The organism is Burkholderia sp. PAMC 28687 (genome assembly GCF_001577465.1).
GTDB lineage: Bacteria > Pseudomonadota > Gammaproteobacteria > Burkholderiales > Burkholderiaceae > Caballeronia.
The window spans coordinates 1,450,383-1,462,789 of the sequence record NZ_CP014506.1; the positions used below are offsets into that span (position 1 = coordinate 1,450,383).

The 12,407-nt window shown below is 60.1% G+C and carries 9 protein-coding genes; 4 read left to right on the forward strand and 5 right to left on the reverse strand.

Translation table 11 applies throughout. The annotated features are described in order from the left end of the window. Window positions 1–10: 10 nt before the first annotated feature. Both AX768_RS21825 and AX768_RS21830 read right to left on the reverse strand, forming a co-directional pair. Window positions 11–931 carry a hypothetical protein gene (locus AX768_RS21825; protein ID WP_155524298.1) on the reverse strand — a complete coding sequence of 307 codons (921 nt, stop codon included), beginning with the start codon at window positions 929–931 and terminating at the stop codon, window positions 11–13. 232 nt (window positions 932–1,163) lie between these two features. Next, window positions 1,164–4,427, reverse strand: coding sequence for a hybrid sensor histidine kinase/response regulator (locus tag AX768_RS21830; protein ID WP_062002079.1), 3,264 nt, complete (start codon window positions 4,425–4,427; stop codon window positions 1,164–1,166). A 472-nt stretch (window positions 4,428–4,899) separates the two neighbouring features. On the opposite strand from AX768_RS21830, the gene AX768_RS21840 reads away from it, so the two are divergent. Further along, a complete protein-coding gene (locus AX768_RS21840; protein WP_082778988.1) occupies window positions 4,900–5,187 on the forward strand; it encodes a DUF6723 family protein in 288 nt (95 codons plus the stop codon). A 47-nt stretch (window positions 5,188–5,234) separates the two neighbouring features. On the opposite strand, the gene AX768_RS21845 is transcribed toward AX768_RS21840, so the two are convergent. Continuing rightward, window positions 5,235–6,620 carry an aspartate aminotransferase family protein gene (locus AX768_RS21845; protein ID WP_062002081.1) on the reverse strand — a complete coding sequence of 462 codons (1,386 nt, stop codon included), beginning with the start codon at window positions 6,618–6,620 and terminating at the stop codon, window positions 5,235–5,237. Between the two features lie 481 nt (window positions 6,621–7,101). On the opposite strand from AX768_RS21845, the gene AX768_RS21850 reads away from it, so the two are divergent. Next, window positions 7,102–8,616: an MFS transporter gene (locus AX768_RS21850; protein ID WP_062002082.1), complete on the forward strand. Its 1,515-nt coding sequence runs from the start codon at window positions 7,102–7,104 to the stop codon at window positions 8,614–8,616. Between the two features lie 9 nt (window positions 8,617–8,625). On the opposite strand, the gene AX768_RS21855 is transcribed toward AX768_RS21850, so the two are convergent. Continuing rightward, entirely contained in the window at window positions 8,626–9,399 is a 774-nt protein-coding gene (locus AX768_RS21855; protein WP_062002083.1) for a YkgJ family cysteine cluster protein, read from the reverse strand. 299 nt (window positions 9,400–9,698) lie between these two features. Between AX768_RS21855 and AX768_RS21860 the strand changes: the two genes are divergently transcribed. Continuing rightward, entirely contained in the window at window positions 9,699–10,586 is an 888-nt protein-coding gene (locus tag AX768_RS21860; RefSeq protein ID WP_231941454.1) for a beta-propeller fold lactonase family protein, read from the forward strand. A gap of 27 nt (window positions 10,587–10,613) precedes the next feature. After that, window positions 10,614–10,874, forward strand: coding sequence for a beta-propeller fold lactonase family protein (locus tag AX768_RS33845; protein WP_231941456.1), 261 nt, complete (start codon window positions 10,614–10,616; stop codon window positions 10,872–10,874). Window positions 10,875–10,923: 49 nt separating this feature from the next. Here AX768_RS33845 and AX768_RS21865 read toward each other — a convergent pair whose 3' ends face one another. Next, the gene (locus tag AX768_RS21865; protein ID WP_062002084.1) at window positions 10,924–12,405 is read right to left on the reverse strand and encodes an efflux transporter outer membrane subunit; all 1,482 of its coding nucleotides are present in this window, start codon (window positions 12,403–12,405) and stop codon (window positions 10,924–10,926) included. Between the last annotated feature and the right edge of the window lie 2 nt (window positions 12,406–12,407).

The following is a 12,407-nucleotide window of genomic DNA, read 5'->3' on the forward strand; positions in this document are numbered from 1 at the left end:
CGGTCACGGCTCAACGCATGCCACCGCGATCACGCCAGCGCTGAGATTGCAAAGCACCGCCTTCATCTTGGTGTCCAGATGAGGGCGCCTGTCGAGTACCGCTCGAGACGAGCGGTGCGCCACTCGCCGTCTGCACGGACCTCGAGGTGCCTCCCTGCGTCGATGCTGGCGTCTCGGACCGGATCTCCTTGACCTGCGCCTCACGCACCAGCACCGGCGGCTTGTGCACGGCCGAAGGTTTCGGCGTGGTCGCTTTGGCCATTACCACTTTATGCGTCGCGACTTTCTTGTTTGCCACTACCGGCGCCTTTTTCGACGTGCGCGTTGCATGTTCGTGTGTGGCCGCCCTGCTCCTGGGCTGACGGGAAGTCGCCGCAACGACGGCCGACGTATGCCGTGTATCGGCTAGTCTTGGAGGAGGCATGCTCGTACGCGCGACAGGCGCAGCCGGCTTGTCCTGATTCTGGCCAGCCATCACTTCATTGCGCAATTCAAGCGCGTCGGGATTGTCCCGATGCATCGCAAGGATGGCCGCGAGCAACACCTTCGCCGACTCCATGTCGTGACGCTGGAGGCTCTCGCGCACCGCATCGAGCGCAGCGGACATGCTTGCATCGTGACGGCTATCGAGTGCCGGTTCGCGCACCCGGTTGCCCTCCACCTCGGAGGTGCGAGCGACGTCGCTGGCGGTGGTATCGACGGGAGCGGTGTGCATCGAGCCGGGCATCAACGTGTATGCCGCCAGGCCAAGCACGCAGACAAACGCGGTGGCGATCAGTCCCTTGGTTCTGCCGGACATCGTTGAATATGCGGACGCGCGAACTGCCGTGGGCGAAGCGATCGCCCCGCAAGACGGGCAGATTTCCGCATCGAGATCGACTGGATCGCCGCAACGGCGGCACATCGGGCTGACATTCAAGCTTGCATTCATGGCGCATTCCCGAACGGAGTTCAGAGAGGCTACGTGCAGAACGAGCGCGCGGACGCGATAAAGTATCGCCGTCATCCGCCAATGTTTGGCGGGTTTGGCAGGGCCCGATCACAAACGGTAAGTATCCCCGGAACTGGATGTATCAGGATTGAAAGCGTGGTGCTGGCGCTGCATTAATTGCCGACGCCGGCACTATGGTACCGGCGTCCGATCAACAGAGCCGAACCCTGAATCAAGCGTCCTCGAGCCGCCGCAGGATCGCTTCAATGCTGACCGTATCGTAGGGCTTGGTGAGGAACGTCGCCCCCGGCACCTTCGATACATGATTGTGATCGCCCGTTGCGAAGACCACATCCAGGTTGCTGCGCAACGCACGCACGCGAAGCGCCAGCTCTTCACCCGACATACCGGGAAGCCCCACATCCGTGATCAGTACATCGATGTGCTCGCTCTGCAGCAGCGCAAGCGCAGCGGGCCCGTCGGCAGCCTGATGAACGACATGCCCGAGCGCTTCGAACAGCTCGCCGGTAATCGAGCGGACGAGGTCATCGTCTTCAACGAACAGGATATGACGCACACGTACGGGAGGCGAGCTTGCAGCACCTGCCGCCACGGCAGATAACGCCCTCGCCGATCCGGCCACGTCCGCGGAAGCGCTCACCAAACGCTGCCGCTGATTCGACAGCACGTGCCTCAACTTCCTCGCGAGCGCCTCGCGCGTATAGGGCTTGCTCAGTAATTCGACGCCGGCATCCAGGCGGCCGCCATGCACGATCGCGTTCTCCGTATAACCCGACGTGAACAGCACAGCAATCCCGGGCACCCGTTCGCGCGCCTTGCGGGCAAGCTCGGGGCTGCGCAGCGGACCGGGCATGACCACGTCGGTGAACAACACGTCGATAGGCATGCCGCTGTCGATGATGGCAAGCGCGCTGCTCGCGTCGTTGGCCTTGAGCACTCGATACCCAAGCTCCGAGAGCATCTCAACGACTGTCGCGCGAACTTGTTCGTCGTCCTCCGCAACCAGGATGGTCTCTTCGCCGCCGAGCACCGGCGCCATCTCGGCAGCCACGCCGAGGTCTTCCTTGTCGTGTGTGCGCGGCAAATAGAGCTTCACCGTCGTACCATGACCCGGTTCGCTATAGATCTTCACATGGCCGCCGGACTGCTTGACGAAGCCGTAGACCATAGAAAGCCCAAGTCCCGAACCCTTGCCTTCCGGCTTCGTGGAGAAGAACGGTTCATAGGCTTGTGCAAGGACCTCGGGCGTCATGCCGCAACCGGTGTCGGTGACGGCGAGCATCACGTACTGGCCCGGCGTGACTTCTGTGTGGTCGCGGGCGTAGGTGTCGTCGAGCAGTGCGTTGCCGACTTCCAGCGTCAGCTTGCCCGAGTTGTCCATGGCATCTCGTGCGTTGATCGCAAGATTGAGAATGGCGTTCTCGACCTGCGTTGGATCGACGAATGTATTCCACAGCCCCGCCGACGCAACCGTCTCGATCTCGATCGCTTCACCGAGGCTGCGTCGCAGCATGTCCTCCATGCCCGCGATAAGGCGCCCGATCTTGACGGTTTTAGGTTCAAGCGCCTGCCGCCGGCCGAATGCCAGCAACTGGCTGGCGAGCTTCGCGCCGCGGTTGACCCCGGCTATCGCGTTACCCAGGCGCCGCTCGGCGCGCTCGCTGCCGGTGACATCCGCTGCGAGCAGTTGCAGATTGCCGGAGATGACCTGCAGCAAGTTGTTGAAGTCGTGCGCCACGCCGCCCGTCAGTTTGCCGATGGTTTCCATTTTCTGCGCTTGCTGGAGCGCCAGTTCGGTGCGTTTCAGCGCTTCTGCTGCTTCGCGATCCGCGGTGATATCGCGACCGACTGCATGAATGAAATGCTCGTCCGGCACCGCCGTCCACGAAAGTGTGACGTATGAACCATCGCGCCGCTGGTATCGATTGATGAACTTGAATGTGCGCACGCCCTCGGCGAGCTCGCCCACTTCGCTGAGCGTGCGGGCGCGGTCTTCCGGATGCACGAAGTCGAGAAACGAGCGGCCGAGCAAGGCCTTTTCGTCCCAGCCGAGAAGCTGCTTCCACGCGGGATTCACCGACACGATGTTCGCCTCGAAATCCGCAACCAGCATGATGTCCGTTGAAAGGCGCCACATCCGGTCGCGATCCGCGATGCTCTCGGCGACCTGCTGCTCGAGCGATTTGTTCAGACGCTCGAGTGCGCGCGATGCCGATTTCTGGTCTTCGATATCCGTGTTGGTTCCGACCCAGCGCGCGATGTAGCCGGCGTTGTCGTGAATGGGAAGCGCGCGGGCCAGATGCCAGCGGTACACACCATCGGCCTGGCGAATCCGGAACTCGCGCTCGTAGGTCGTGCCCGACGCCACCGCCGCGCGCCAGTACGCAACAGCCGACTCGACGTCATCCGGATGCACGATCCTGCCCCACGCCCCGCCGTCCAGATCGCCGTGCTTCTCGCCGCTGTACTCATAGACACGGTCGTTGAACCACTCGAGTTCGCCGTCGCTGCGAGCGGCCCAGACCTGATTCGGCATGGCCTGCGCGAAAGTACGGAATTTCTCTTCGCTTTCATGAACCGCGCGTTCCGCGATCAGCCGGTCAGTGACATCGGTTCCCTGAATGAAGATACCGATCACCTCGCCCGCTTCGTTGCGAACCGGCTGATAGACGAAGTCGACATAGCGCTGTTCGGCAGGCGCCCCGGGCAGCCGGTTCAGCACGATGGCTTGCGCGCTGCCGGATACCGGCGTGCCGGAGGCGTACACGCGGTCCATGATCTGCACAAAGCCCTGCTTCTCGAGTTCCGGCAACCCTTCCTGCACCGTCTTGCCGATGACGATGCGGTCGCCGACCAACTGGGTGAAAGCCGCGTTCGTCAACTCGAAGACGTGCTCGGGACCGGTCAGCATCGCCATGAAGCCGGGCGCCTGTTCGAACATCCGGCGCAGGCGTTCGCGCTCGCCGCTCAGCCAGCGCTCCGCACGCACCTTCGCGGTCGTCTCCACCACGATCGCAATGACGCCGACAGGGACGCCGTTTTCACCGAGGATGGGCGAGTAGTCGAGGTTCATCCACACCTGTTCGCCACGACCATGCCGGTGCAGCGTGAGTTCCTGGTCCTCGTAACGCAGCGTCCGGCCGGACAGTCCGACCTTCATGACGTTGTCGTTGAAATCGGCGATCTCCGACCAGCCTTCGCGCACGTTCGATCCCAGCAACTGCGGGTGCCGGCCGCCGGCGAACACGGAGTAAGCGTCGTTATAGAGCATGACGCCTTCCTCGCCCCACAACGTCACGATGGGGACGGGCGACTGCAGGATCAGCGAGATCGTGTTCGTGAGCGTCGTCGACCAGCCGTCGATCGGACCCAGTGGCGTGCCCGACCAGTCCTTCGAAGCGATGATTTTTGCGACCTCCCCGCCTCCGGCGAGAAAGGCGTGACTGGGGCTGGCGGTCGGTTGTCTGTCGTTCATTAGGCAACGTATTTAATAACGGACGCGGAAAAACTCGCGGTTCGGATGACCAAGAATCGAAAGATCTGAAAGCTCTGTTTATTCGACGTTATTTTACCTTTGTCATCGCGGCAAAATCGAAATTCCGGTAGCAGTAAAAATGCCCGGTTACTTGTCTGCGCTGGCTGTCTGTCACTCGATAGGGGTCTGCGTGTGCGTCTTACGCGGTTGTTTAACGCGATCCGCGCATGTTCGCGCGGCTAATAAGGAGCGTCTGAATAGCAGCAGGCGTCCATAAACCCCGGATTTTGAACGTCGCGTCCATATCCGCCCCATACAGGGTATGCCTTGCGCGCCTCACCGCGATGTAACCGCTGGAAAGCATCACCAGCATGAAAGCTTTCGGACTGACTATTGCTGCGTTCCACCTGTTAGCAGATCCCGACGCGAACGCCGTCAAGCCACAATCCCGTTTGAAATCAGAGCCCACGCAATGAAGAAGCCGAAACTCGTTTTATCGATGAACCAGCTCAAGAGCAGGTCACCGGGCGGCGCCATGAGCGCCGCGGATTTTGCGATCTATGCGTCATATCAGATCAATGCGGGTGGTTTGTTCGTTGGAACACTGAAGGTCGTCCGGAAAACCGATGGCCGCATGCTGTTTCCGTTCCAGGGCGCGCCGGTCCTTGGGCCCTATCCGTCCCGCCAGGAGGCCAAGGAAGCGGCCGCGGACCATGGTGAGTTGATCGTCAAGAGCGATATCGCCAACCCGGAATCCTGAAACCGTCGGCGAAAAAAACGCCGGGCGAACCCGGCGAATTTCATTCACTAGGCGATCGTCTGCGTCGCGACCTCGTCGACGGCCTGCTTCACGATACCCACGATCTCATCGACATCCGCCTGCGTAGTGATCAACGGCGGCGCAAACCCGAGGATGTCACCGTGCGGCATCGCGCGTGCGATCACCCCGCGCTTCAAGGCCGCCGCCGACACTTTCGGGCCGACTTTCAGTGCGGCTTCGAAAGGCGTACGGCCATCTTTATCGGCCATGAATTCGAGCGCCGCCAGCATGCCGGTATTGCGCACCTCGCCCACCAGCGGATGCTGGTCGAACGCCGCGTGTAATTGAGCGCCGAGATAAGCACCGACGTCTGCAGCATTTTTCGTGAGATTTTCGCGCTCCAGGATGTTCAGGTTGGCGATGGCCGCCGCGGCGCAGATGGGATGGCCGGAATAGGTCCAGCCGTGACCCATTGGACCGTGTTCTTGGGAGCCCTTCTCGATGACATCCCACACACGTTCACCCACGATCACACCCGAGAGCGGCGCATATGCGCTCGTCAGGCCCTTCGCGATGGTAATCAAATCCGGTTGCATGCCGTAGTGCTGCGCGCCCATCTTTGAGCCGATCCGGCCGAAGCCGCATACCACTTCGTCGGAGATCAGCAGGATGTCGTGTTTCTTCAGCACTTGCTGGATCGCGGCCCAATAGCCTTCCGGCGGTGCAATGATGCCCCCCGTCCCCATGACCGGCTCGCCGATGAACGCCGCGATGGTATCGGCGCCTTCACGCGCGATCAGCCTCTCGAGTTCGTCGACACAATATGAAACGAACTGTGCTTCGCTCATGCCGGCAGGCGCCTTGCGATACCAGTGCGGGCACACGGTATGTTTCACACGATCGACCGGTAGGTCGAAGTGCTGATGAAAGCTTGGCAAACCGGTGAGGCTTCCGGTGACGATGCCCGATCCGTGGTACCCGCGTTCGCGCGAGATGATCTTCTTTTTGTTCGGATACCCAAGTATGTTGTTGTAGTACCAGACAATCTTGATCTGTGTCTCGTTCGCGTCCGAACCGGACATGCCGTAATAGACCTTTTTCATGCCTGGCGGCGACCAGTCGATGATGCGCGACGACAGCTCGATGATCGTGTCGCTCGAGTGGCCTACGTATGTGTGATAGTAGGCGAGTTTTTTTGCTTGTTCGTAGATGGCGTCGGCGATCTCTGTGCGGCCGTAGCCTACGTTGACGCAGTACAGGCCTGCGAAAGCGTCGATGTAGCTCTTTCCTTCGTGGTCCTCAATGCGGATACCGCTCGCGCTTTTGATGATCTTGCCCGGGAGCGCGCCTGTGGCGTGATCGTGGGCGTGGGTGGAGGGGTGCATGAAGTGTGCACGGTCTTCGGCGAATTGTTGTTCCAATTGTTGCGGCATTAGATGATCCTCTTTCTGTTGATTGGGTTGTGAGTTAGGAATTTGAGTCTGGTTGTTTCGGTTGTTTCGGTTGTTGCGGGGTTGCTGCTTTCTGGGCCCTCGCGCCCTAAAGAGCAACAACCCGGCGCACCCATAACCTAGAACCCATTGACCGAGACCCTCGCAAAGTCAGCCCTCTGCGACGCTCCTGAATGCAATGAACTGCAATCATTGTCACCGCCTCCGCAATATGACTTTTTTGACTGCGTGACTTACGCCTGGTGTTTTTTCTGTTCTTCAGCAAGTTGCGGCGAGTTTTTCCTGAACATCGAACAGGCGTCTTTGCTGCAAGGCAAAACAAACGAACCCAGCAGTTCCTGCGCGCAGTCAGAGCCGACATGACGGCCGCAGCGCGCCGACGCAAATAAAAATATAATCGCCACGACCGGTATGGCTTCCTCGTGGGCGCCGACGCGTTCAACCTTGAACCCGAGGCAAGCCGATGGCCACCGCAAACGCTCCACCCGCCGCCGGCAACATGGCCGTGCTCATCGTCGCGATCCTGGGGTCGAGCATGGCGTTCATCGATGGAACGATCGTGAACGTCGCGCTGCCCGCGTTACAGAGCGGCCTGCATGCAAGCTCGAGCAATCTCCAATGGGTTGTCGAGGCGTATGCGCTGTCCTTGTCGTCCCTGCTGCTCGTCGGCGGCTCCATGGGCGATATTTACGGCCGAAGAAAAATCTTCCTGCTGGGCGTGTTGTTGTTCGCCGCCGGCTCCGCATGGTGTGGATTCGTCTCGACTGTCAATGCGTTGATACTCGCGCGGGGCGTACAGGGCATAGGCGCCGCGTTCCTCGTTCCCGGCAGTCTCTCGCTTATCAGCGCCGCCTATCCCGCTGAGCAACGCGGGCGTGCGATCGGAACGTGGTCGGGCTTCACGGCCATTACAGCATCCATAGGTCCCGTTCTCGGCGGCTGGCTCGTCGAACATATCTCCTGGCGCGCGGTATTTTTCATCAACGTGCCGCTCGCGGCGCTCGTCATATGGATGACGATCCGGCACGTACGCGAAAGCCGCAACATGCTCATTTCCAGCGCGCTCGACTGGCCCGGCGCACTGCTCGCATGCGCAGGTCTGGGCGGCGTCACCTATGCGTTGATCGAAGGCGTGAACGGCGGAAAGAGCGTGGCTTTCGCCGCCCTGGCGGGCGTTGCTGCATTGGCGGGATTTATTCTGGTCGAAGCGCGTTCCTCATCGCCGATGGTGCCGCTGACGCTGTTCAAGTCACGAACATTCAGCGGCGCGAACCTGATCACGCTTTTCCTGTATGCGGGCCTGGGCGGCGTTCTCTATTTTCTTCCGCTCAATCTGATCCAGGTACAGCATTACTCGGCAACACAAGCCGGAGCGGCGCTATTGCCGCTGATCCTCATCATCTTCCTGCTTTCGCGTTGGTCAGGCGGATTGATTGCACGGTACGGATCTAAAGGCCCCCTGACGATTGGGTCGCTTATCGTGGCACTCGGATTCGGGTCGCTTGCATGGCCTGGAATAGGTGGGTCGTATTGGGCTACATTTTTTGCGCCCCTCGTCATTCTCGGATTAGGGATGGCTATTTGCGTTGCGCCGCTGACCACGTCGGTCATGAACGCGGCGCCGGAAAATCAATCCGGCGTGGCATCCGGCGTGAACAATGCGGTATCGCGTGTTGCCGGTTTGATCGCGGTTGCGCTGTTTGGTTTGATCCTCTCAGCGACCTTCAACCATTCCCTGGATTCACGCCTTGGACCATTAGGGCTTTCGCAAGCAGAGCGTCATCAAGTCGATGAACAACGTCCCTTGCTTGCCGCGGCGACCAGTTCGAACGCCCGGATCATACGGGCAGTCGATAAGTCGTTCGTGGCGGGATATCGGGTGGTCGTGAGTCTTGCAGCCATTCTTGCCTTAGCAAGCGCCGTCAGCGCCGTGTTATTCCTCGAGGCGCCACTTACGGGGAAACGCGCCAAGGCTTGATAATCTGGCTTAAGCCGATTCCGCAAAGAAACCCAGATATTGAAACGACTCGCCATTTTGCATGGTGCAAAACACGCTTGACGCTCCAATAGACGTCAGCGTCTCCACCGTCTCCCGACGGTTCGATGCCACTTTCCAATCGGGCACGAAGACAGTTGCATCACCCGTCTTCCGCGCAAGCTTCAACGCAGCAATCGACTGCTCGCGCGGCGGCGAATAGATCGTCAATCCTTCGTTGGCTAGTGCTGCGGTATCGATTCCCAGATGTGCGCAGGCAAGCGCCTTGGTGCCGGTATCGCCGGCATCGGCCGTGCGCGATTTGTCGATCAGATCTGCAGTCCGCACATCCACTATCCTGTGTGCGCGCATCAGAAGGGGCTTGTCTGGCGCCCACGCTTCGGGCGGACACGCCTTCTGTTGCGGGTTCAGTTCGATAAACGGATTCACCTCGGCGGGATAAATACGGCAGACGTTCGGCCGTTCTTCGTACACGCCGCAACTCAGATTCGGCAGCAAATGCGGGCATGCGCCTTCGAATGCGGCCGCGATGACGACCACAATGCGAACCGGCATCGCGCCGCTCGATGCCGCAAACGACCTGCGGCGTTTGTGTTGCGCGAGCAAATTGTCCTCGGCCGGTTCGTCGGGCCAAGGAACTGCTTCGCACAGGAACTGGACGTCGTCACCACGTTCAAGCCAGACCAGTGCTTCGTTGACACTTAGCGGCAGCTTGAGGTCATGACAGCATTTGCCGCACATGGTGCATTCGAAGTTTAGATCCATGTTTGCGCTCTGCTTTCGGAAGGCATCTGTAAAAGGATTGTCAGGCTGCCCCGTGTCCGGTTCTACGGGCGCACTCGCTAGTTCGACCAAGTGCGCTCAACGGTTACACCAACGCGAAAATTTTCGTGCGAGCCGATTCTATTCTTTTCAAGGAGCTTTGCACGGACAGCAATTGCGCGGCGCATCAGCGCGATGCCAGATAAATATGCCGCCGCTGTAACCAGCTTCACGGACACGACGAACTAAGGTCAGATCCACCACAGATGCAAATCCAACTGACCAGATAAGGAGGGGTACACGTGTTCAAGAAACTCACAATGGCGACCGGTGTTGTGACACTCGTCGCTGCCTGCGGCGGCGGCAATGATTCCGCGCCTGCCGTGTCGCAGCTTTTCGCACAGACGAACGATTCCACGAATGCGGTCGTGCATTTCATCCGCAACGCCGATGGCACATTGACGAAACAACCCGCCGTGCTCACCGGAGGCAAAGGAACGAACGGCGTCAACTATTTCATGGGGAACATCGTGGCGCCCGATGCGTTGACGAGTAACCATAGCGTTATTGTCGGCACCGACGGCTCGCAGCTCTTCGTTGCCAACGCCGGCGACAATACCGTAAGCACATTCTCTATCGACAAGACGTCGGGCACGCTCACGCTTCTCGCAGTGTCGCCGACAGGCGGCACCCGACCGACGTCCCTCGCCTTTGCAAACAATGTGCTTTACGTCACGCATCAGCAAGGCGTGAATGAGCTGGGCGCATATCGCGTTGGGTCGGATGGCAAACTGACATCCATTGGAACCTACCCCGTCGTCCAGCAAGACGCCCTTCCAACCGAAGTCAGCGTCAGCCCCGACGGCAAGTTTGTTATTGTGAACGGCTTTCTGAAAACACTGACGCCAGTACAGCCCGCCAATGCGTTGCTGGCTTACCCCATCAACGCCGACGGAACACTGGGACAAGTGGTGAGTTCAACCTCGGTAGGTGTAGGGCCGTTCGGAGGGGTCTTTGGTCGAGGCGCTCAGGCAGGCGTGTACGCCACGAGCGACGCCGCGGGCGGCACGGCCAGTTCGTATTCATTCGCGAACAGCGGCAGCTTTACACCGTTAAGCGGGCCTGTCGCGGTGACAGGGCAGGCAGCGCCTTGCTGGATTGCAATAACGCCTGACAACAAGTTCGTCTAAGTAAGCAGTGGCAGCGGAGCGATCTCGTTGTTCTCGCTCGACGGCAATGGCAAGCTCTCATTGGCCAATGCATCGGCTGCGAGCGAACCGCCGGTGTTATCGACTACATCCGGCTTCGCGAACGATTCGTGGGTCAGTCCGGACGGCAAGTTCCTTTATCAGGACTACGCCGGCGACGACAAGATCGTTGCGTATTCGATCGGCGTGAACGGGACGCTCACCAAGCTTGGTGAGCAACCGGCGAACACCCAATCGAAGATAAGTTTGCAGGGCCTGACTGGCACCTGAGTCATCCCTTGGCATGGCGGCACGATTCAGGCCGCCATGCAATTGACGATCAACGCTGCGCAATGCTTGCGTCTGCGGCGGGAGCGTCACCCCAGCCACCGCCCAACGCCCGTATCAGGTTTACCGTCGCTACCGCCTGCACGCCGGAGAGCTGCACCGCAGCACGTTGAGATTGCAACGCAGTACGTTCGGCATCGATCACATCGAGGTAATTCACTGCGCCCTCCTTGTATTGCGTCCTCGATAAACTCGCAGCCCGGTTCGACGCACTCACCGCCTCCGCTTCCGTTCGCGTCTGATCTTCCAGAATCCGCAAGTCGGAGAGGTTGTCTTCGACTTCCTGGAACGCAACCAGTACGTGCTGCCGATAATTCGCCGCGTCTTCCTCGAATACGGCGCGCGCATTCGCGAGGTTGCCCTTGCGGCGGCCACCATCGAAGAGCGGTACAGTAAGCGCCGTTCCGACCAGCGGCCCTAAAAGAAACGCTCGGCTCGACCACTTGAAGAGATCGCCCAGCGTGGCCGACTCCACGCCTGCCGCGCCAGTCAGTGTCAGCGATGGGAAATATGCCGACTTCGCCACGCCTATCCGCGCATTCGCTGCTGCCATCGCGCGTTCCGCCGCTGCGATGTCAGGCCTGCGTTCCAGCAATGAGGACGGCAAGCCAGGAGGCACACGAATCTGCACCGGCACGAGCGGATTCGCCGCCATCGAGAACTGCGCCGGCGCTTTGCCGAGCAGGACCGCCAGGCTATGCTCCGACGACGCACGCAAGCGCTGGGCAGTCATAGCATCGGAACGGGCTGTTGCAAGTTCGGACTTCGCGCGGGCCACATCGAGTTCGCTGATATCGCCCTCATTGAAGCGATGTTGCACCAACGCCAGCGTCTGTTCGCGCAGCGAAACTGTGCGCGTGTAGACATCGAGTTCCGAATCCAACTCGCGCAAGTTGAAGTAGTTCTGAGCCACGTCTGCTTGCAGAGCAAGTTGCACGGATCTCAGCAACGCCTCGCTTTGCTGCGAGTCCGCACTTGCAGCCTTGACCGAATCCGATACACGCCCGAAGAGATCCACTTCATAAGACGCGGTCGCTTGCGCGCGCCACAAGGTCTGGGACGGCACGTCGATACCATCAGGTTGCAGCAACGACGCCGGCGTGACTTTCTCGCGCGTCGGACCGAAGCCTGCATCTATGGTCGGGAACAAGCCGGCACGCGCCGTTTGCTGGATGGCGCGCGACTCCCTGACTCGCGCCACCGCCGCCTTGAGGTTCTGGTTGGCATCGAATGCCTGCTGCTCCAGGTCGTCCAGCGTGGCGTCATCGAAGATGCTCCACCATTGGCCGCGTGCAACCTGATCGGACGGCTGCGCCGTCTTCCATGTTCCAGACTGGGCGGGACTCAAGGGCGTTTCCTTGAATGCCTCCGGCGCATTCACCTCCGGCTTTTCATAAACGGGGGCAAGCGAGCAGCCGGCGAAAATCATCAGGGACGCCAGCAAGCCCGAGAGCGTCATGGTTCCAGTCGTCATTT